Below are 22,498 nucleotides of genomic sequence, written 5' to 3' on the forward strand. Positions count from 1 at the left end.
GCGGGATGGCACGGACGGGGGCAGGTGAGGGCATGGGGACGCACGAGCCGGACGGAGCGCACGCTCGGCACGGCGGCACGACGCTGACCGCGGAGATCCGCCGCGTCCTGGCCCGCGTCGACACGCACGCGGCGCGCGCGGCGCACGCCGCATCGGACGGGTCTCCGGCCGCGGGGGCGGAGGGTGCGGGCCCGCACGGCGGCACCGCGACGTCCGCCGTGACTCCTGCCGCTTCCGGCGCGGCCCCCGCCCCCACCGCTTCCGATGCGTCGGCCACCGCAGGTGCCCCCGGTCCCGGTCCCTCCGACGCTCCCGGCGCCTTCGACCCGCCGCCCGCCTCCGGTGCCGACCTGTTGACCGCCGGAGGCCCCGGTACCGCGCCCCTCGACGCGCTCGCCGCCTGCTTCGGGCTCACCCCTTTCGAGCGGGACCTCGTCCTGCTCACCGCCGCTCAGGAGACGGAGCCGACCGCCGCCGCCCGATGTGCCGCCGCCTGCGGTGACCCCCAGCGGGCCTACCCGACCTTCTCGCTCGCGCTGGCCGCGCTGGACGAACCGCACTGGAGCGCGCTCACCCCCGTGGCCCCGCTGCGGCGCTGGCGGATCGTCGAGCCGGCCGACGACTCGCTGCTGACCACGTCCCGCCTCCGGCTCGACGAGCGCATCCTGCACTTCCTGCTCGGCTCGCCCTACCTGGACGCCCGGCTGCACGGCCAACTGCGCCGCACACCGGTGCCGGAGACGCTGCCACCCTCGTACGACCTCGCCGCCACCCGGATCGCCGAGGGCTGGACGACGGTGGCCGGCCCCGGCACGCCGCCGCTCGTCGAGGTGACCGGCCAGGACCCGCGCAGCCGGGCCGACCTCGCCGCCGCCGCGGCGGCCCGCTCCGGGCTCGGGCTCTATGCCATGAACGCCGAGGACATCCCGGCGGGCCCCGCGGAGCGCGACCTGCTCGCCCGGCTCTGGCAGCGCGAGGCGATCCTGCTGCCCGCCGCGCTGCTCGTCGAGGTGGGCGAGCTGGACCGCGACCAGCGGGCGGCGACCGAGGCGTTCCTGGCCGGGGCCGCCGTGCCCGTCGTCGTGTCGAGCGAGGACCCGCTGCGTTCGGACCGGCCGCACGGTGCCCGGGTGAGCGTGCCGCGTCTGGACGACCAGGAGCAACTCGCCCTCTGGACTGATGCGTTCGACGAGGTGGCCGACCTCGACGACCGCGAACTCCGTTCGCTGGTCGCCCAGTTCCAGCTGCCGCCGCATGTCGTCCGCTCGGCCGCCGCCACCGTACGCCACCGACTGCCGTACGAGGACGAGCTCGACGCCGCCGAACTCGCCTGGCGGGCGGGCCTCGACGAGGCCCGGATCGGCATGGATCAGCTGGGCCGCCGTATCGAGCCGCAGGCCGGCTGGGACGACCTCGTCCTGCACGAGCGGCAGACGCGCGTGCTGCGGGAGATCGTCGCGCATGTGCGGCAGCGGGCGACCGTCCACCAGGAGTGGGGCTTCGCCGGGACCCTGCGCCGCGGCCTCGGCGTCACCGCGATGTTCGCCGGCGGCTCCGGCACCGGCAAGACGCTCGCCGCCGAGGTCATGGCGAGGGAGCTCGGCCTCGACCTGTTCGTCATCGACCTCTCCCAGGTGGTCAGCAAGTACATCGGCGAGACCGAGAAGAACCTCCGCCGGGTCTTCGACGCCGCCGAACGCGGCGGTGCGCTCCTCCTGTTCGACGAGGCCGACGCGCTGTTCGGCAAACGCAGCGAGGTGAAGGACAGCCACGACCGGTATGCCAACCTCGAAGTCAGTTATCTGCTGATGCGGATGGAGGCCTACCGGGGCCTCGCCGTGCTCACCACCAACATGAAGAAGGCCCTGGACACGGCGTTCCTGCGACGCATCCGCTTCGTCGTCGACTTCCCCTTCCCGGCCGAGCATGAACGCGCCGAGATCTGGCGCCGCGTCCTGCCCGCGCAGGCCCCGGTCAAGGACATCGACCCGGCTCTCCTCGCCCAGCTCACCGTCGCAGGCGGCTCGATCCGCAACATCGCGCTGTCCGGGGCCTTCCTCGCAGCCGAGGAGGGCGACCCGCTCCAGATGCGCCACATGCTCGCTGCGGCCCGCACCGAGTACCTGAAGCTCGAACGCTCGCTGACCCCGGGGGAGGTGCGCGGGTGGGTGTGAACAGGGAACCGGACACGGTCCGGGTGGAGATCGGCGAACTCGCCCTCCATGGCTTCCGCGTGGACCCCGAGCGGGTCTCCGCCGCCTTCGAACGCGAGCTCACCCGGCTGGTCCGGGAACACGGCGTACCGCTCGCCGCGGACGGCGCGCTGAGCGTCGACACCCTGTCCGGCCTGGCCTCCCTGCCCGCCGGACTGTCCGCGCGACGCCTCGGACAGGAACTGGCGCGCGCGGTGCACGAGGGGCTGAGCGGACACGGGGAGGTGACCCGGTGAACTCCCAGAATCAAGAGGCCCGTTCGGAGCAGGCGGCCGAACAGCGCCGTCGCAGGCGCAAGGAGCGGGCCGCCAACTCCCGTACCCCCGAGCCGAAGAACATCGTCAGCGGGGCCGGACAGCCGCTGGACCCCGGCGTACGGCGGGAGTTGGAGGAACAGCTCGGTCACGACCTCGGCCGGGTACGGCTGCACACCGGCCGGGACGCCGGGCAGCTGACCGAACTGCTCGGCGCAGACGCGGTCGCGGTCGGCCAGGACGTCTTCTTCCGTGAGGGCGCCTTCATGCCCGGCACGGACGAGGGCCGCCGCCTCCTCGCCCACGAGCTGCTGCACACCGTGCAGAACCCGCACGGCCTCGGCGCCCTGCGGGCCGGCCGCGAACTCGGCGCGGTGAGCCTGCCGCAGCAGGCCGTCGAGCGGGAGGCGGAGTCGGCGGCCCAGAATCTGGTACGAGCCGAACCGGCCGCCGACCAGAAGGCCGCGCCGCAGGTCGAGGAGGGGCAGGCCACCCCGGGCTGGCTGCGATACGCCACCGTGGACGCGGACCGGAACCGGATGGAGGCGATCGACCCGGCGACCCTCGTCGACCGCCTCGCGAACTCGGTCGTACGCTCCCTGCGCGGCGACCCCGAGGACCTCTCTCAGCGCACCCGCAAGCAACTCGCCCGGCTGCCCGACGAGTTGCTCGACGGCGTACTGGCCCGTCTGGAGCACCGGCTGCTCGGCTCCGAGCACGACCGGGTGCTCGACATGGTCGACGAGATCGAGGCGTACGACGACTTCGCCGACGACGGTCTGGAGCGGGACGCGCTGGAGGCCCCGCGGATCGAGCCCGACACGGCCGAACAGCTCCGCACCGAGCGCGAGAACGAGCGGTGCGACGCGGAGGAGCGGCGGACGCAGGAGCAGCGGCCGGGGGCGGCGCCCGGGCCGGAGAAGGAGCGGGCGGTCGAGGAGGGCGCGCCCGGCAGTACTCCGCGCAACGGCGGTCCGGCGGAACGTCGGGCCGATCTGGCTGGGGCGCAGCAGGGGCGGTCTTCGGCGGCGGGCCCTTCGTCCTCCGCCTCCGCCTCGCAGGCCCCCGCGACTTCGCCTTCGTCCGGCGGTCCTGCTGGGGCTCCGGCTCCGGCTCCGGCAGCCGGCGAGAAAGCCGACGCCGGACAGCAGGGCGGGACACAGCAGGCCACGGGGTCGGAGTCGGGCAAGGGAGAGAAGGGGGAGCAGGGGGAGCCAGGGGAGAAGGGGAGCAAGGAGCAGAAGGGCGGCGAGGAGAAGGGCGGCAAGGAGGCCCGTGAGCGGCAGGAGACTCCGGCCGCGAGCAAGGAGGAGTCCGCGGCCAGAAACCGTGCGGGCGCCGCCGAGGCCGCCGTGGCCGGCCGGCAGCTGAAGCAGGAGGACAGGCGCGGGCAGGAGAAGCCCAAGGGCTCACCGGCCGCGTCCGGCAAGGACACTCAGCTGCCCGGTGCGTTCAGCACGCTCGACGGCGCACGCAACCAGGATCTCGGCGGCCCGGAGGAGGAGACGGACGAGGACCCGTTCGGCTCCGGCAGCGAGTCGGAGGTCGAGGTCGGGGGCGGGGAGCCGAGCGCCTGGGACACCAAGCTCCAGCCCGAGGACTTCCTTCCGCAGCACGACCTCGACGTGTCCGCCGTACCGACCGCGGACCAGCTGGACCCGTCGTCCTCCGCCACCCCGGCGGTCCCCTCCTTCCCCGCTCCGCCGCCGACCAGGGCCGAGAAGGTGCAGGTCGAGCGGGAGGCGGAGGACGCCGAGGACGCGGCCGCGGAGGCGGAGCCCGAGGAGGACACATCGGATGAGGCCGCGGAACCGGAGTCGTCGGCTCCGGAGACCGAGGGCGGCCCCGCGAGCTCGACCGGCCTGAGCGGCCCGGCACTTGAGCAGACGACGGCAGGTCCGCCCGCGTCGACCTCCGCGTCGAGGGACCCGAAGAGCGGTGACGACCCGAAGGCCGGGCCGGTCGCCGCGCAGACCACGGTGCAGGAGGCGCCGGGCAAGGCGGAGGCCAAGTCCGAGGGCGGCAGCGCGGCGAAGGAGACGGCCGCCAAGGAGGAGAAGGGCACCGACGCCGCCGGAGACAAGGCGTCGGCCGCGCCGGAGAGGGAGTCCCAGCAGGCCACGGCCGGCCGGGCGGCGCAGTCGGAGACCGGGGCGAAGGAGACGGCGAGCGGCACAGGAGCCTCGGCGGACGCACAGAGTTCGTCGCCGGCCGGGCAGGACATGCCGACGGGCGGCTCGGGCGGGCCGGTTGCGCCCGCACCGTCCGCCGGGTCCGGGTCCGGGTCCTCGTCCGGAGCGGGAGGCGGGGCGCAGGAGTCCCCGGCCGAACCGAGCGGTCGTACGGCGGCTCCGGCGCCGAGGTCCGCGCCTGCTCCCCAGGAGCAGGCCTCCGCACCCGCGTCGAAGGCGGCGGCACCGGAGACCGCCCCCGAGCCCACGGCGGCATCCGCACCCACCGCCCGCTCGGCGTCACACGGCGGTGGCGGTGGACGGGGCGCGGGCGGTGGTGGTGGACGGGGCGCGGGCGGTGGTGGTGGCGGTGGCCGAGCCTCCGGCCCGGCCGCCCGAGGCAAGAAGGACTCCGCACCCGCGCCGAACCTCACGGGCGTCTCCCCGGAGGCGGGCCTTGCCACCGCCTCGAAACTCAAGCCGCACAAGGCACTTCAGGCCATGGGCGGTGTCAGCGGTGCGGTGGACCGCACCGTCGGCGACGAACACAAGACGCTGGCCGCCGCACCGCCCGCCATGCAGCGGCCGGCGGGCGCGCCGCAGACCCTGCAGGGCAGGCCGAGGACGGACGCACCGGCCCAGTATGCGCAGGACCCGGCCCAGCAGGCGCAGGAGCCGGAGCGCGAGGACGCGAAGGTCACCGGCGAGAAGCAGCCCGAGGGCCAGATCGAGGCGGAGAAGGCCGAGGAGCCGGGCGGCTGGGACACGTTCAAGATGGCCCTGGGCTTCGGCATCGGCAAGGTGGCGAGCTGGCTGGGCTTCGAGGTCGACGCCCAGGAGCTGGCGGCCAAGTTCGCCGGGCTGCCGACCAAGGACGAGGCGCTGAAGCAGGCCCAGGCGGGCAACGCGCCCGGCGTGCAGATGAAGGGCGCCGCCGAGCAGACCACCGGTGAGCAGGACGGCCACGTCGACGCCAAGGGGCAGGAGACCGTCCAGACCGGCCGGGACGACGCCGGCCGGGGCATGGGCGAGGACCAGGTCTACCCGAACGCGCCCAAGGAGCAGCTGACCGCGGAGGTGCCGGGGCAGCAGGGCGGCGGTCAGGGAGTGGCGGCCGAGGGCGGGGCGACCGGTGCCGTACCCCCGGAAGCCGCCTCTGAGGTGGCCGAGCACGAGCGGGGGCCGCAGTTCCAGGCGGCGTTCTCCGACGGGCAGAAAGGTGTCTCCGAGGGCCGGCAGGCCAAGGACCGGGACTTCCGCGACGCGCAGGCCAAGCACAAGCGGAAGGTCGACGCCGAGATCGCGACGAACACCGAGTCGCAGGCGGGCGAGCGCGAGAAGGCGATGGGCGAGGTCACCGCCCAGCGCGAGGGCTGGCGCGCGGAGCAGGACGAAGAACTCAAGAGCCTTGGTGACAAGAAGACCGAGCGGCACGACAAGGTCCGCAAGGACGTCGACGACGAGGAGAAGAAGACCGACGACAACGTCGAGAAGGAGAAGGGGGACAGCGACAAGAAGATCAAGGACGAGAGCGACAAGGCGGAACGCGACGCGGAACAGAAGCGGGACGCCTCTGTCCAGGAGTCCGGCAACTGGGTCAGCAAGGCCTTCGACTGGATCAAACAGAAGGTCATCGAGATCAAGAACGCGATCGTCCGGGTCATCCGGGCGGCGCGGGAAGCGGTCGTCGGCTTCATCCGCACCTTCAAGCAGACGGTCGAGCGCTGGATCAACGACGCCCGCAAGAACATCGTCGAGGCGATCAAGAACTTCATCAAGGACCTGATCGAGTTCGCGCTGGCGATGGTGCGTGCGGTGATCGAACTCGCCAACCGGATCCGGAAGTTCATCACCGACCTGATCGCGGCGGCGATCGCCCTGGTCAACCGGCTGGCGCAGGCACTGAAGCAGGCGATCACGGATCTGCTCAACGCCATCGGCCGGCTGCTGAGCAGCATCCTGGACGTGCTGAAGAAGGCCCTCCTCGCCGCGCTCAAGGCGGTCGTGGAGGCGGTGAAGGCGGTCCTGGAGTTCGCGTCGAAGCTGCTGAGTGCGCTGGGCGCGTGGATGCTCATCGCGGTCGACTTCCTCTCCGATCCCGGCGGCTGGCTCGGCGGCGCGAAGAACTCGGCGGTCGACGGTGCGAAGAACCATCTGTTCCGCGAGGTCTCCTCGGCGGTCAAGGCCTGGTTCCAGGAGAAGATCCAGGAGATCATCGGCGTTCCCAAGGCGATCATCGACAAGCTGATCAAGGGCGGCTACAGCCTCGACAAGATCGTCAAGGAGGCGTGGGACGCGGTGGTCCCGCAACTTCCGCTGATCATCGGCGAGCTGGTCCTGACGAAGGTCGTGGCGAAGCTGATCCCGGGCGCGGGCTGGGTGATGGCGGTGATCGACGCCATCCGCACGGCGTGGGGCGCGCTGAGCGCCATCCTCCGCTCCCTGGGCGCGGTCCTCGCCTGGCTCAAGGCCGTCCGGATGGGCGGCGCGGGCATCCTCTTCGCCAAGGCGGTAGCAGCGGGCGTGGTCGCGCTGCTGGAGGTGCTGTACCAGGCCCTGCTCTCCGGCATCGGAAAGTACGTCGCCAAGGTGGGCCGCCGCCTGAAGAACGTGGCAGCGAAGCTGGGCGGCAAGGGCAAGGGGGGTGGCGGTCGCGGTCCGGGCGCCGACGGCTCCGACGACAAGGGCGGCCGCCGGGACGGGGCTCGCTCCGAGCATCAGACCGCGTCGGACCGCCCGTCCGCCAAGTCCCCGGCGAGGCCCGCCCCCACAGCCCAGGGCGCCGGCCGCCCCAGGCCCACCGGCCCCTCCGCGGGCCGCCCCCCGTCGGGCCCGGGCCGCCAGGACGGCCGAGGCCGCCCCCAGCCCGACCGCCCGGCTTCCCGCCCGACGGAGCCCGCGACCCCGCGCACCCGCCCGCGCCCGGACCGCGACACTCCGACGAAACCGAGGGACGACAGGCCGACCCCCGACCGCCCCAGGGACAAGGACCGGCCGCGCCGAGACCAGGACTCCGAGCGCCCGAGGGACAACGACCGCCCCCAGGACGGCAGTCGCCCCGACCGCGACCCCAACCGCCCGAAGGACGAGCGCCCGACCAGGCCCAAGGACGACAAGGACGGCCCCAACCGCCCGAAGGACGCCAAGTCCGGGGACGGCAGGCAACCCAAGGACGGCGACGAGAGCAGCCCGAGGAAGCCGAAGAAGCCTAAGGACGGGGACGGAAAGAAGCCCAAGGACCGGGACCCCAAGCGCAAGGGCCCCAAGGACAAGCACCCGGACAAGGACAGGGACCCGCACAAGGAGAAGCAGGACAAGAAGGACCAGCGCAAGAAGGACGAGGACTCGAAGGATTCGAAGGACGCACGGCTCCAGAAGATAATTGCGCGTATCCGCCCGAAGATCGGCGGCATGCTCCGGAGGTCGGTCCACGAGCGAGTCTTCGACGGCGCGCTCAAGGGAATGCGGACCTGGTATCGCCTGACGAGTCTCGCGCGACATGGGTCTCCTGCCTTCGAGGTGGCGGCCACGCTGAATCCCACCGGAAAGGCGGAGGACGGGTATCAGCTGTCTGGTGCCGAACTGCGAGTGCTTGTCAGAGAGGTCACGAATGAAGTTCTTGACCGTGACGATGTGGTCGCAGCCGCTCGGGAAATGCGCCGGGAGAAGCATGAAGCGCAGTCGGCTGACGACCGAAGTGGAATCGACGAGCCACTGCGGATAAACGGCGGCCCGCATATCCCGGCGGCAGTGCGGTATCTCCGTGAACGCGGTGAGCAACTTGATGTTTCACGGCCCGGCGAGGACCCGGTGCTTGCGGATCCGTACGATGTCAGCTGGGGCAAGATGGAACTCTATGATATCGGCGAGAACGAGGAACGGGTCAAGGAACAGCAGAAAACGGGTGTGACCAATCTGGTCACGCAGGGGATAGGTAAATACCAGCACCTGACCGAAGGGAAGAAGAAGGAGTCTTCGACTGCCTCTGGCAGAAAGCCAGAGGACAGTCTGAAGAGTGTAGGCCTGTCTGGTCCGCGGTTCGCGGCAGGCTTGCGGTCCTACATTCTCGAGGGCAAGGCTCCCGAGGGCTTCACGGAGGATCAGGCCAGGCTGGTGAGGAATGCGCACTGGCTCATGTTCGTCCGTGAGTCCCACCGCAATCCGACCAACCTCGCTTATGCCGCCATGACCGCCGATCTCCTCGCCTATGGTCCTGACCGGGGCGGCCTGACTCCGCATCAGGCATTCGCCGAGCACGAAGGGAAGCGTCTGGGTGGGCGCGGCCGGTTCCCCATGTCGATGGTGGGTGCCGCGCCGGCGGCCCAGGGAATTGAGCAAGAGGAAGTGGAAGGCCAGACCAAGGGCCTGAAGGGAAGCAAGGCGCAACGTGAGGAGTTGAAGCAACGTGAGGGTGAGTTGGCGGAAAGGTGGCTACTGGCCAGGATGAAACTGGACGGGATCGAGTTCGACAACAAGGAAGATGCCACCGAAAAGGCGCGCAATCTCATCAGGGAGTTCCTGCTAAGGTTCTACGGACTGGAATGAGCGAGAGGCACCACAATGACGGGTACTACTGAGCGACTGGTAATCAAGCCGAGTTGCACCTCGGATGATGTTGATTTCGTTTCCATGCAGCGGGGCTGGATTCTGAAGAAGGCTCAGATCCAAGAGGCCGGCGCGTATGTCGACAGCTGGGTCACGCTGGATCGGAAAACCGAGATCCATTTGGTGGATGACCGGCCCATCGGTACCCGGTATTTCACGCTGCACGGACCTGGCAGCGCGGAGATTGCTCGACAGATTCGTGAGGACTGCGACGTCTGGTCGGCTCGGGAGGCGTTGGCCGACCTGCGCGGGGCGAGCACCAGGGACGAGAAGCTCAGAGCTGTCTTCGCTGCGGCGGTTTCTGCTACTGAGGCAGACGCGGACGATCTGATCCGTGAATTTGGGACCGCCGCGCGCGACAGCGATGCCGGAGTCCGCCAGTCCGTGATCATTGCCACGGGCTACTTCCCGCATCCCGGTCTTGTCGATCTCGTGGGAGAACTGCGCGACGGCGACCCCGTGGAGCATGTCCGCAGAAATGCCCAGATCCTGCTGGACGGACTTTCCGAAGGGAACTGACATGCGTCGCCTTGCGTCGGCTCTCCCTCAGGACCAGCTCTTGGAGGACCAGCGGTGACCCGCTACGCAGACATCCCCAAACCCATCCGCTCCGGCATAGTCGTCATCGACCCCGACCGCGGCACCCCCCAGCGCGTCATCGTGCTGCAGTTCAACCCGGACACCCTTGAGCGGAGTCTGAGTCCGCAGTCCGCCGGTGACAGTGGGGACTCCGGGGGAGGGGGGAGTGGCGGTGGGGACCGGAACGAGGCTCTGCGGCTCAAGGGGCCCGCTCAGGAGACCTGGAAGTTCACCGCCGAGATCGATGCCACCGACCAGTTGGAGATCGCGGCGCCCGACGGGATCCACCCGCAGCTCGCGACGCTCGAGATGCTGGTGCAGCCGACCACCGCGCAGTTGCGGGCCGCGAGCCGGCTGTCGGAGAAGGGGACCATCGAGATCAGCCCGATCGAGATGCCGCTGACGCTGTTCACCTGGGGGAGCAAGCGCGTCATGCCGGTCCGGCTGACCGAGTTGTCCGTCAACGAGTCCGCCTTCGACGTCAACCTCAATCCGATACGGGCCTCGCTCGGCATCGGCATGAAGATCCTCACCGTCAGCGACCTGCCCGCCGGGCACCGCGGTGCCGATCTCTATCTGGCGCACCTCGCCCAGAAGGAGCGGCTCGCCGCCGCCGCGCGGGGCGCGGGGCTGGGCGCGCTGGGACTCTCGGGCACGTTGAGCGGAAGGGGCTGAGCTGCACACCATGGCCGACATCGAACCGTACGAGAACGCCCTGGGCGCGATACCGGGCGCCCACCCCTACCCGCGCACCAGCCGCTACCACGACGCCGAGATCGGGGTGCACCGCCAGGCCGACGGGACCGAAGTCCGGTACGCCAGACGGCGGTTGCTGCCGCCGTTGGAAGAAGAAGAGACTCAGGAGCATGTCGTCGGCGCCGGCGAGCGGCCCGATCTGCTCGCGCAGCGCTACTTCGGTGATCCCGGCCAGTGGTGGCGGATCGCCGACGCCAACCCCGTACTCGATCCACGCGAGTTGACCGCTGAGGCCGGGAACGTCATCGATGTTCCGCTCGCCGGCGGACTTCCCCGGGGGGACCGGCGTGTCTGAGCTGCCCGTGGGGCAGGGCCCCGTTCACCTCACGCTCCTCATGGGGCCGAAGCTGGCCCGGCCGGTCCCGGCCGAGGTCACCCAGGCCCTGCTGTCCGCCCAGATCACCGCCACCGCGGGGGAGCGCAGCGGCTTTCAGCTGGCCTTCGACCTGACCAAGACCGGGATCATCAGCCGGCGGCTGTTGCCCGAGGGGTTCTTCGATCCGAAGACGCGTCTCGTCGTCGCCGTCACCGTGAAGGGCACGACCGAGGTGCTCTTCGACGGCCTGATCGTGCGTCAGGAGGTCGGCGCCAGCAATCAGCCCGGCCACTCCACCCTCACCATCACCGGCGAGGACCTGAGCCTGCTCCTCGATCTGGAGGAGCGCACCGCCCGCTACCCCAATCTGCCCCCGTCCGAGCGGGTGCTGGCCATCCTGCGCCGCTACTCCGACTACGGCATCCGGCCCGACGTCTACACCGAGAAGGTGACGCAGCCCCCGCACCAGGACCTCCGCGTCCACTACCAGACGGGCACCGACCTCCAGTACGTCACCGAGCTCGCCCGGGCGAACGGCTACACCTTCTATCTGGAGCCCGGCCCCAACCCGGGCCAGTCGTCGGCCCGTTGGGGACCGGAGGTCCGCCTCGGCATCCGCCAGCACGCCCTCAACGTCAACATGGACGCCAACACGACCGTCGACCAGCTGACGTTCGCGTACGACGGGACGGCGCGGGAGGAGCCGCAGGCCCGCTGGCAGGATCCCGGCACCCGGCAGTCCACGCTGCTGCCCCAGCCGCCGATCAGCCCGCTGCGCCCGCCGCTCGGCAAACGGCCCACCCCGGCCCTCAAACGCCGGACGCTGTCCGGCACCGCCAAGCAGCAACGGGGCCAGGCCGAGGCGGAGTTGCTGGCCCGCGCCGCCATCTCCGCGGACGTCGTCTCCGGCTCGGGGTCGCTCGACGTGAACCGGCACGGCTATCTCCTCCAGCCCCGCCGGCTGGTCGGTGTGCGCGGCGCCGGACGGGCGTACGACGGCGACTACTACGTCAAGTCCGTGACGCACAGCCTGCGCCCGGGCTCCTTCCAGCAGAACTTCACCCTCTCCAGGGAGGGACTGGAGGCGCGCAGCGACCACGTCCGGCCGTAGCGGCGCACGCCAAGGCCCCCATGGGCCGGGCAGGCGCCGCGGCAGCGGCACACCTAACAGACAACGGACCAGGAGCAGTTCAGTATGGCGGCACCCAGTAATCGCTACCTCGGCAAGTTCCGCGGCCGGGTCGTGGACAACGACGACCCGCTGCGCATCGGCCGTATCACCGTCGAGGTCCCGGACGTTCTCGGCAACGAGCCGTCCACCTGGGCGCTGCCCTGTCTGCCGTTCACCGGACCGGAGTCCGGGCAGTTCGTCGTGCCGCCGCCCGGCGCCGGCGTCTGGGTGGAGTTCGAGCAGGGCGACCCGAGCTTCCCGGTCTGGACGGGCTGCTGGTACGGCGCCGCCGAGGAACTGCCGCCCGACGCGCGCCGCGAGCTGCAGGCGAACGCGCCGAACAAGCCGGTGGTCGTCCAGACACCGCAGGCGCACAAGGTCGTCCTGAACGACACCCCCGGCGTCGAGCAGGGAATCCTGCTCCAGGCCCAGGGCGGCGCCTACATCCGCATCACCAAGGAGGCCGTGGTCATCGCCACTGGCGCGGGCGCCGAGATCGTTCTGCGCGGACAGCAAGTGACCATCAACGAGGGCCAGTTGACCGTGCTCTCGAAGCGATAGAAGACGGGGGATCGAAGAAGTTGTCCGGGAGTCTGCTCGACGCCGGTGCGGTGATCGGCTGCCCGCACGGCGGCCGCGTCAGTGCCGCCACCACACCCTCCGGCGGCGTGCTCGTCCAAGGCGCGGCCGTCGCCACGGCCGCGCACAGTTATGTCGTCACCGGCTGCCCCCACACCGTCGACGGTGTGCCCACGCCGTGCGTCTCGGTCCGCTGGACCGCCGACGGCACCGGGGTCGCGGTCGACGGCTCACCCGTGCTGCTCGACACCTCCGCGGCCGAGTGCTTCACGGCGGCCTTCGTGCCGCAGGGACCGCCCGTGGTCCAGGCCGCACAGCGAAAGGTCATCGTCCGATGAGCCGCCAGACGAGTCCACGTACCCGCCCGCGCACCGATATCGCGTTCCCCTTCCGCGCCGACCGCAGGGGACGCACCGCGCACGCCTCCCACGGCGAGCATGTCCACGACCTGATCGAACAACTGCTGTTCACCAGCCCCGGCGAGCGGGTGATGCGCCCCGACTTCGGCTGCGGGCTCCTCGATCTCGTCTTCGCCCCGAACAGCCCCGAGCTGATCAGCACCCTCGAACTGTCCGTGCAGGCCTCGCTGCAGCGCTGGCTCGGCGACCTCATCGAGGTGGAGGCCCTCGACGTGGTCGGCGAGGACAACGCCGTACGCGTGTATCTGTCGTACGTCCTGCGCTCCACCGGAACCCGCCGGGACGACGTCTTCGAAGGGAGGGCCGCATGACGACCGCCGCCACCCCGTCCCGCCGGGCCAAGGTGCGGGCCGCCCAGCTCAACGGAGTCGACGCCGTCGAGGTCAGCGACGACGGCCTGCTGCTCACCGTCACGTTCCTCGGCAAGGCCCCGCACGGCCTGGGCGCCGAGAACGTCCGCATCGACGGCGGCCGCCGGATCACCGGCATCGCCGCCCTCGACATCAGCGTCGAACGCGAGGAGGACCCGGAGCTCGACGACCGGCTCCACGTCACCCTCGACCGGGCCGGCGACACCTCCCGTTACCGGCTCTCGCTCGTCGAGACGGACCCGTACGGACGCCCCGGCACCGAACCGTTCCGCGGCTTCGACCAGCGCTACCACAGCGCGGCCTTCTCCTTCCGGCCCGACTGCCCGACCCCCTTCGACTGCAAGGACGAGCACGAGCCGGAGCCGGACTTCCCGGACGCGCCCGTAGTCGACTACACGGCCCGCGACTACGACACCATCCGCAAGCTGCTCCTGGACCGGCTCGCGCTCACCACACCCGACTGGGTGGAACGCAACCCCGCCGACCTGGGCACGACGCTCGTCGAACTGCTCGCGTACACCGGCGACCAGATCAGCTACCAGCAGGACGCGGTCGCCACGGAGGCCTACCTCGACACCGCGCGCCGCCGCGTCTCCGTACGCCGCCACGTCCGGCTCATCGACTACGCGATGCACGACGGCTGCACGGCCCGCGCGTACGTCACCGTGGAGACCGCCGGCGACCACACGCTCACCACCGGCACCTACCGTTTCGCCTCCGTCGACGTCCGTACCCTCGACCCGCACGACCGGCCCGAGCCGGGCACGGTCGTCGACGAGAACGAGCTCGCCGACCTCGACGAGCGCGGCTCGGTCGAGGTCTTCGAGCCGGTCGCCGCAGCCGACCCGCTGGAGCTGCGGGTCGCGCACAACGCGATCCGCCTGTGGACCTGGGGCGGCGAGGTGTGCACCCTGCCCGAGGGCGCCACCTCGGCCACCCTGCGCGACGAGTGGGACGACCCGGAGACCTGCCGGGAACGCCGGCTCGATCTGAAGCCGGGCGACCTGCTCGTGCTGGAGGAGGTGAAGGGGCCGCGCACCGGCACACCCGGTGACGCCGACCCCGCTCACCGCCAGGCCGTGCGGCTGACCTCCGTCACCCGGGGGCTCGACCGGATCGAGGACCAGCCGGTCCTGGAGGTCACCTGGGCCGCCGAGGACGCCCTCCGCTTCCCGCTCTGCCTCACCACCCGCGGCGGACGCGACTGTCTGCCCGTCGAGGACGTGACGCTGGCCCGCGGCAATGTCGTCCTCGTCGACCACGGCCGCACCCTCACCGGGCTGCCCGAGACGGTCACCGTGCCGCCCGCGCCCGCCGTGACCGCCCCCTGCGATCCCGCCTTCGGCTGCCCCGACCGCGCCGAGGGCAACGCGCCCGCCCGGCTCATCAACTCCCTCACGGACCGCACCGAGAGCGGGGACGCACTCACCCCCGACGATGTCCGCGAACTGTTCGACGTGGTCGGCGAGGCGGCCACCGTACGCGCCGGGCTCGGCCTGGAGCGGGCGGGGCAGCGGCACGAGCGCGTGGTGCCCGGCGCGGCATACGCGCAGGCCGCCGCCCTGCGGACGCTGCTCGCCCAGTCCGTGTACCCGGGGATCGCACCCCGCTTCCGGCCCGTCCTCGGCCGCGCCCCGGTCGTCCAGGCGGTGCCCTTCCCCGCATCCCGCACCGTCGCCGCCGGCCAGGCCGAGCGGATCGCCGCCATCCCGGGACACGTCCGGCAGCGGCTCGTCGAACTGTGGCGCAGCGCCCGCGACCGCGACGGACTCGGCGAGGAGGAGATCGCCGAACTCACCGTGATCTACGGCCTGAAGGTGCTGGAACGCCTCGAACTGCGCCGCCATCCGGTGCGCGCGCTGCGTGAACTCCTGTACCGCAGCGACCGGTTGCTCGACGCCAAGCTGCGTCGCGTCGAGATCCTCACGGCGCGGGCCCGGGCCGGAACCGTCCTCGACGGGCACATCGCCTGGGAGATCGCCCACAGCTGGGGCCCGGCGTACGCGGCTGGTCTCCACCCCGACGAGCCGGTCCTGCGCGGCTCCGCGACCGCCGCGCTCACCCAGGACCCGCGCCGCGCGCTGCCCGCCGTACGCGTCCACGAGAACGACGACACCAGTTGGGAACCCCGCCGCGACCTGCTCGACAGCGGCTCCCGCGACCGGCACTTCGTCGGCGAACTCCAGGACGACGGCCGCCTCGCCCTGCGCTTCGGCGACGGACGGCACGGCGCCGAACCGGCACCCGGCGCCCGGCTCGCCCTGCACTACCGCCTCGGCGGCGGCATCGCGGGCAACGTCGGCGCGGAGGCCGTCAACCACCTCGTCGTCCAGAGCGACTGCGAGCATCCGCCGGCCGCGGTCGTCCGCAACCCGCTGCCCGCCACCGGTGGCACCGAGCCCGAACCCGTCGAACAGGTACGCCAGTTGGCACCTCTGGATCTGCGCCGCACCCGGCTGCGCGCGGTCACCGCCGAGGACTACGCGGCCCTCGCCTCCGCCCTGCCGGGGGTGCAGCGCGCCGCCGCCGAGATCCGCTGGACCGGCAGCGTCCAGGAGGCTCATGTCGCGATCGACGCCTACGGCACGGGCGCCCCGACGGACGAACTGCTCGGGCAGGTCGCCGAGGCCCTGGAGGCGTACCGGCGCATCGGCCACGACCTCGTGGTCGGGCCCGCGCGCCCGGTACCGCTCGACATCGCCCTGACCGTGTGCGCGGCGCCCGGCCATCAGCACGGTCAGATCCTGGCCGAGCTGTACCAGGTCCTCGGCACCGGCCGGCGGGGCTTCTTCCACCCGGACGCGCTGACCTTCGGCGACCCCGTGCGGCTCAGCCGTCTGGTCGCCGTCGCCGCGGCCGTGCCAGGCGTCGAGAGCGTCCAGGTCACCCGGCTGCGGCGGCTGTTCGAACAGGACCGAGGAGAAAGGGAGGACGGCGTGCTGCGGCTCGGCCCGCTGGAGATCGCCAGCTGCGACAACGACCCGGACCGGCCGGAGAACGGCCTGCTGGCGATTTCCCTGGGAGATGCCCGATGACCGCGACCGACGCCCTGACCGACGACTGCGGCTGCGGCGGTGCCTGCCGCGGCGGCCACGACGAGCGCCTCGCGCCCGCCCCGCCGCACAACCCGCCCGGCCGCACCGCCCTCGACTACCGCGTCGGTGAGTACGGCGACTTCCGGGCCGCCCTCCTCGACCGGCTCGCCTCACCCGCGTACCCGGCCCTGAACCGGCTCACCGTGCGCACCCCCGACGACCCGGCGATCGGACTTCTCGACGCCGCAGCCGTCCTCGGCGACCTGCTCACCTTCCACTCCGAGCGGATCGCCGACGAGGCCTACATCCGCACCGCCAACGAGCACCGCTCGCTGGTCCTGCTGGGCCGGCTGGTCGGCCACCGTCCCCGCCCCGGGGTCGCCGCGGCCACCCACCTCGCGTACGCCCTGGAACGCGACCCGCGTGCCGAGACCCTGCCGGTGCTGATCCCGCGCGGTGCCCGCAGCCACAGCGTGCCCGCCTCCGCCGACGAGCAGTCCCTGACCTTCGAGACCGGGCGGGACCTGACGGCCCGCTGGGACTGGAACGAGCTCAAGGTCCGGCGCCGCCGCCCCTCCCTCGTCACCCCCGAGGACCTGGAGCGCCGCTCCGAACTCTTCGTCGAGGGCACCGCGAACTCCCTGCGGACCGGGGACCAGTTGCTCTTCGTCTTCGGTGAACAGGCCGGAGGGGAACGCAAGCTGCTGCCCGTCGCGGGGGCCCGGATCGACCGGGACGACGAGATCACGGCGATCTCGCTGCCCAGGTCGGCCCCGCCCACCCTGAAGGAACTCGTCGACGAGGTACGGCGCTGGACCGCCGAGCCCGCGGTGCCGGGCGAGCCCGGCGAGGAACCGCTCACGCCCGAGGTTCCCAACCCGCGCCCGGTCAGCCGGCTGATCGAGGACTTCGACGACCAGGTGCTCGAACCCCTGCGGACCGACCTGGACGCCATCAGGACCCCGGAGCGGCTCGCGGCCCGCCTCGCGGAGCCGGTCGCCCGCCTCGGCGAGGCCCAGGTGCTGGCCACACCGTACGAGGACGTGGCGGCGTGGTTCGAGCAGCTGGAGGCGGTCCTCGCGGAACTCGCCGAACGCGCCCTGGAGTTGGCGCCCGCGCAGCCCACGGACACGGTGACCGCCAAAGCCGCCACCGCTACCACCGCCACCACCCCCGACCCCCGCACCGCTGCCTTCCAGGCCCTCAGCACCGTCCTGCCCGCCCTGCGCGCCTCCGCCCCCGCCCCCCGCGGTGGCACCCGCGCCCAGCGCCCGGGCAGCGACACCGCGCGCCTCCTGACGGCCCTGGACCCCGGCCTCGGCAGTCTCTACCCGGCCTGGCGCAGGGCCGCCGCCCCCGGCACCCCGCAGCTCCTGCGCGAGCTGCTCGCGCTGCGGGTCACCGCGGCCCCCTTCGGCGCCACGGCCCCGCTCAAGCCGGTGCAGGACGACCGCGGCCGGGTCATCCGCACCGCGGACTGGCCGCTCACCGGCGCCGTCCTGGTCAGCATGCGGGTCGTCTACGACACGGCCGGCAAGGTCCCGGTCCGGGCGGAGTTCCAGTACGTCGAGGGCAGCAGCTCCGACCAGCGGGCGGAGAACCTGCCCGTCGCCCAGCAGGTCAGCTTCCCTCTCGGCAGCGGGCAGGTCGACCTGTCGACCCGGGCCGGCCAGGACCGCGACCTGAGCCGGCTCATCCGACGGCCCGACGACTCCGAGGAGCCCGGCGTCATCGCCCGCCTGCGCGACGGGCTGCCCGACAGCACCCTGTTCGTGTCCCGGCCGGACGAGGACGGCGTGGTCCACGTGAGCGTCCGCAACGGCACCGCCCAGGAGATCCCGCTGCGGCCGGGCGCGAACGAGCAGTTCACGCACGGCGAGTACGAGGTGAGCCTTCGCTACACGGTGGGCAGCACCGAGCCCAACGTCGAGGTCGTCCTCGCGAGCAAACCGGAACCCGTCAACCGCCGGGTGCTCCAGCTCGACACCGTGCACACCGGCATCACCGTCGGCAGCTGGGTGGCGGTCCAGCGCCCCGCCAAGGGGGGAGACGGCATCCCGGGCGACGCCCGGCTCGCGTTCGTCACCACCCAGGTCGTGGCCGCACGCACGGCCGCGTACAGCAACTACGGCATCACCGGACGCGGCACCGAACTCACCCTCGCCGAACCCTGGCTGGACGAGTTCGACGTCCTGCTCTCGCACGTCCGCGACACCACCGTGCACGCGGCCGGCGAGCCGCTGCGCCTCGCGGACGAACCGCTCGGCGAGGACGTGCACGGCAACGAGATCGAACTCGCCGAGCTGTACGACGGGTTGCGGCCCGGCCGCACGCTCGTCGTCACCGGCGAGCGCAGCGACATCCCGGGCGCGGTCACCGCCACCGAGGTCGTCACGATCGCCGCCGCCGACCCCGCGGTCGACGCCCGGCTGCCCGGCGACCATGTGCACACCCGGCTGACCCTGACCGCGGACCTCGCCCACCGTTACCGCCGCGACAGCGTCCGCATCCTCGGCAACGTCGTCGAGACCACCCATGGCGAGAGCCGGGAGGAGGCCATCGGCAGCGGCGACTCGGACCGCACCAGCCAGACCTTCGCGCTCTGGCAGTCCCCGCTCACCTGGCTCGCCGACGACAACCCACTCGGCGCCACACCCGTCCTGGAGATCCGGGTCGACGGCGTCCTGTGGCACGAGGTCGACAGCCTCGCCGGCCGCGGCCCGCGCGAGCGGATCTACATCACCGGCACCACCGGGGACGGCCGGACCACGGTGACCTTCGGAGACGGCGTCCACGGCGCCCGGCTGCCCTCCGGGCACGACAACGTCCACGCCCGCTACCGCTTCGGCACCGGCAGGGCCGCCAACGTCCCCGCCGACCGGATCACCCAGCCCCTCACCCGCCCGCTCGGCGTCATGTCGGTCACCAACCCCCGCCCGGCCATGGGCGGTTCGGACGCCGACGGGCCCGCGCTGACCCGCCGTACGATCCCGCTCGCCGTCTCCGCCCTGGACCGTCTGGTGTCCGCGGCCGACTACGAGGACTTCGCCCGCTCCCGCGCCGGCATCGGCCGGGCCGCCGCACGCGAACTCTTCGACGGACGGCGGCGCGTGCTCCATGTGACGGTCGCGGGCGCGGACGACGTCCCGATCGCCGCCGACGGCGAGAACTCAGCCACGCTGCGCGCCCTGCGCGGTGCGCTGGCCGAGTACGGCGACCCCGGCCTGCCGGTCCGCGTGGACGTGCGCGAACTGGTCCTGCTGCTCGTCGCCGCCAAGGTGAAGGTCGCCCCCGACCACGCCTGGGAGAGCGTCGAACCACGGCTGCGCCAGGCCCTGTTGCGCCGGCTCGGCTTCGCGGGGCGGGAGCTGGCACAGCCCGCCCGCCTCTCCGAACTCCTCGCCACGGCCCACACGGTGCCCGGCGTCGACTACGTCGACGTCGACGTCTTCACCGGCGTCCCCGCGTCCGCCACCCCGGACGAGCTGACCCAGTTGCTCACCCGCCCCGGTGCACCGAAGGCATCGGTGCCGGCGCACCCGGCGGCGTACGACGAGAAGGTCCACACCGTCCGTGCGAGGAACGGCGAGACCCTCACCTCGGTCTGCGCCCGGTACGGCATCCCGCTCGCCGAACTCCTGCGCCTCAACCCCGACATCACCGACACCCGTCGCCTGGCCAAGGGCCGTTCGGTGTTCGTCTTCCGCGGCATCCGCCCGGCCCAGCTGGCCCTGCTGTCGCCGCGGGCCGCGGACACCCTGATTCTGACGGAGGTCAACTGATGGCCGCGCATTCGACGGACGTCCCGTTCGAGACGACCGCCCCGGCCACGACCCGGGAACCCGACGGACTCGCCGCGCTGCTGCCCCGCTGGCACCTCCTGCGCGACGCCGAGGAGGGCGAACCGCTGCGCGCGCTGCTCGCGGTGATCGCCGAACAGCTCGACCGGGTCCGCGACGGCGTCGATCAGGGCTACGAGGACCTGTTCGTGGAGACGGCGGCGCCCTGGGTGCTGCCGTATCTCGGCGACCTCGTCGGCTACCGCACCCTGCCCGGCTATGAACGCGTCCTCACCACCGGCCTGCACGACGGGGGCCGTTCCGCGCTCGCCGAGGCGATCGCGCCGCGCGCCGACGTCGCGGCGACCGTCGCCAACCGCCGCCGCAAGGGCACCCTGCATCTGCTGGAGGAGCTGTCCGATCAGGTCGCGGGCCGGCCCGCGCGGGCGGTCGAGCTGTCCCGCCTGGTCGCCCACACCCAGCCGGTGAAGCTCTACCGGGACACCGGAAGGGGCCGGCTCCTCGACCTCCGGGACGGCTCGGCGCTCGCGCTCGCGGGCGGACCCTTCGACACCACGGCCCGCACGGTCGACGTCCGCCGCGCCGACTCCACGAAGACGCAAGGAGGCTGGACCCCGGCCGGAGTCGGACTCTTCGTCTGGCGCCTGAAGGCCTACTCGCTGACGTCGTCACCGGCGTACTGCATCGACCGCGCCCGCAACCTCTACACCTTCTCCATCCTCGGCAACGACACCCCGCTGGTCACCAGGCCGGTCCCGGAGCCGTCGCCCACACACCTCACCGCGGTCGACAACGTCCCGGCGTTCATCACCCGCCGTCTGCTCCACGACCGGCTGCTGGACTACTACGGCCCGGGCAAGAGCTTCGTCATCCGCCGTGACGGCGAGGACCGGCCCGTACCGCCGTCCGACATCGTGGTCGCCGACCTCTCCGACTGGCGCTACCGCCCCAAGCGGGGCCAGGTGGCCGTCGACCCCGAGCTCGGGCGGATCGCGTTCGGCTCCCGGTCGGCGCCCCGGCAGGGCGTGTGGGTGGACCACCACTACGCGTTCGGCGCCGACATGGGCGGCGGCGAGTACCCGCGCGAGGACCGCGGGCCCCGCCCCGACGCGGTCTTCTACCGGGTCGGCCCCGGACAGCCGTACCGGCAGATCATGGACGCCTACCGGGCCTGGCAGCACGACCGCCGGGCCGACCGGACCGGGCCCGAGGGCATCATCGAGATCACCCACAGCGGCGCCTACCAGGAGCAGCTGGACTTCGACCTCGACCCGGGCGACCGGCTGGAGGTGCGGGCGGCGGAGGGCACCCGGCCGGTGATCCGGCTGCTCGACTGGTACAGCAACCGGCCCGACGCCCTCAACATCCGTGCGGTGGCTGACGACTGCTCCCCGCACGAGCGGCCCCGGATCGTCCTCGACGGGCTGCTGATCGCCGGGCGCGGCATCAACGTCACCGGCCCGATGGGCGCCGTCGTCGTCCGGCACAGCACCCTCGTGCCCGGCTGGTCCCTGGAGCCCGAGTGCGCACCGCACTCGCCGGACGAGCCCAGCATCGTCCTGGAGCGCACCACCGCCTGCCTCCAGATCGAGCACAGCATCCTCGGCACCATCGAGGTCATCGGCGACGAGGTGAGCGAGGAGCCGCTCGACATCCATCTGCGCGACAGCGTCCTCGACGCGACCGGCCATGACCGCGAGGCCCTGTCCGCACCGGACTGCCGCCACGCCCACGCCGTGCTCCATCTGCACCGGACGACGGTGATCGGCGAGGTGCACACGCACGCGGTGAAGATCGCCGAGAACTCCGTGTTCACCGGGCGCCTCCAGGTGGCCCGGCGCGGCATCGGCTGTCTGCGCTTCTGCTACGTCCCCGCCGGCTCGCGCACCCCGCGCCGCCACCGCTGCCAGCCCGACCTGGCCGGACCCGGACGGGCCTTCGCGGTACGGCCGCTGTTCGCCGCGGAGCGCTACGGGACGCCCTGGTACGGGCAGTTGGCGGACCGCTGCGCCGAGGAGATCCGGCGCGGCGCCGACGACGGGGCCGAACTCGGCGCCTTCCACGACCTGTACCGCCCGCAGCGCGAGGACGGCCTGCGGGCACGGCTCGCGGAGTACACACCCGCGGGCACGGACGCCGGGATCTTCTTCGTGACATGAGCCGTCCCCGGGCCTTCCGGGCCGCACCCACCGATGACTTCGCGAACCGCACAATCCTGAACCAGGGGGA

General features: G+C 72.2%; 13 protein-coding genes. All 13 read left to right on the forward strand.

All coding sequences use genetic code 11. From position 1 onward, the window contains the following. Positions 1 to 32: 32 nt before the first annotated feature. The 13 genes from F7R91_RS00695 to F7R91_RS00755 all read left to right on the forward strand — a co-directional run bounded on the left by F7R91_RS00695 (position 33) and on the right by F7R91_RS00755 (position 22,428). A complete protein-coding gene (locus F7R91_RS00695; protein ID WP_225320483.1) occupies positions 33 to 2,174 on the forward strand; it encodes an ATP-binding protein in 2,142 nt (713 codons plus the stop codon). Next, positions 2,171 to 2,449 carry a hypothetical protein gene (locus F7R91_RS00700; protein WP_225320484.1) on the forward strand — a complete coding sequence of 93 codons (279 nt, stop codon included), beginning with the start codon at positions 2,171 to 2,173 and terminating at the stop codon, positions 2,447 to 2,449. The genes F7R91_RS00695 and F7R91_RS00700 overlap by 4 nt, the downstream gene beginning before the upstream one ends. Beyond that, positions 2,446 to 9,183 carry an eCIS core domain-containing protein gene (locus tag F7R91_RS00705; protein WP_150943313.1) on the forward strand — a complete coding sequence of 2,246 codons (6,738 nt, stop codon included), beginning with the start codon at positions 2,446 to 2,448 and terminating at the stop codon, positions 9,181 to 9,183. The genes F7R91_RS00700 and F7R91_RS00705 overlap by 4 nt, the downstream gene beginning before the upstream one ends. 15 nt (positions 9,184 to 9,198) lie before the next feature. Then, positions 9,199 to 9,762, forward strand: coding sequence for a HEAT repeat domain-containing protein (locus F7R91_RS00710; protein ID WP_150943315.1), 564 nt, complete (start codon positions 9,199 to 9,201; stop codon positions 9,760 to 9,762). Positions 9,763 to 9,816: 54 nt separating this feature from the next. After that, positions 9,817 to 10,497, forward strand: a complete 681-nt coding sequence (locus F7R91_RS00715; protein ID WP_150943317.1) for a hypothetical protein — start codon at positions 9,817 to 9,819, stop codon at positions 10,495 to 10,497. A 10-nt stretch (positions 10,498 to 10,507) separates the two neighbouring features. Beyond that, positions 10,508 to 10,873, forward strand: coding sequence for a hypothetical protein (locus F7R91_RS00720; protein WP_150943319.1), 366 nt, complete (start codon positions 10,508 to 10,510; stop codon positions 10,871 to 10,873). Beyond that, a complete protein-coding gene (locus F7R91_RS00725; protein WP_150943321.1) occupies positions 10,866 to 12,005 on the forward strand; it encodes a hypothetical protein in 1,140 nt (379 codons plus the stop codon). The genes F7R91_RS00720 and F7R91_RS00725 overlap by 8 nt, the downstream gene beginning before the upstream one ends. 84 nt (positions 12,006 to 12,089) lie before the next feature. Next, entirely contained in the window at positions 12,090 to 12,626 is a 537-nt protein-coding gene (locus F7R91_RS00730) for a phage baseplate assembly protein V (protein ID WP_150943323.1), read from the forward strand. 20 nt (positions 12,627 to 12,646) lie between these two features. Then, positions 12,647 to 12,982, forward strand: coding sequence for a hypothetical protein (locus F7R91_RS00735; protein ID WP_150943325.1), 336 nt, complete (start codon positions 12,647 to 12,649; stop codon positions 12,980 to 12,982). Beyond that, positions 12,979 to 13,374 (forward strand): GPW/gp25 family protein, encoded by a 396-nt coding sequence (locus F7R91_RS00740; protein ID WP_150943327.1) that lies wholly within the window; start codon positions 12,979 to 12,981, stop codon positions 13,372 to 13,374. Before F7R91_RS00735 ends, F7R91_RS00740 begins: the two co-directional genes overlap by 4 nt. Then, on the forward strand, positions 13,371 to 16,469 hold the full coding sequence (locus F7R91_RS00745) for a putative baseplate assembly protein (RefSeq protein ID WP_150943329.1): 3,099 nt from the start codon (positions 13,371 to 13,373) through the stop codon (positions 16,467 to 16,469). Before F7R91_RS00740 ends, F7R91_RS00745 begins: the two co-directional genes overlap by 4 nt. Continuing rightward, complete coding sequence (locus tag F7R91_RS00750; protein ID WP_150943331.1) at positions 16,466 to 20,251, forward strand: putative baseplate assembly protein; 3,786 nt, start codon at positions 16,466 to 16,468, stop codon at positions 20,249 to 20,251. The genes F7R91_RS00745 and F7R91_RS00750 overlap by 4 nt, the downstream gene beginning before the upstream one ends. Continuing rightward, positions 20,251 to 22,428, forward strand: coding sequence for a hypothetical protein (locus tag F7R91_RS00755; protein ID WP_150943333.1), 2,178 nt, complete (start codon positions 20,251 to 20,253; stop codon positions 22,426 to 22,428). Before F7R91_RS00750 ends, F7R91_RS00755 begins: the two co-directional genes overlap by 1 nt. Positions 22,429 to 22,498: the final 70 nt, after the last annotated feature.

Origin of the sequence: Streptomyces luteolifulvus, assembly GCF_008806595.1 — a bacterium.
Lineage (GTDB): Bacteria > Actinomycetota > Actinomycetes > Streptomycetales > Streptomycetaceae > Streptomyces > Streptomyces luteolifulvus.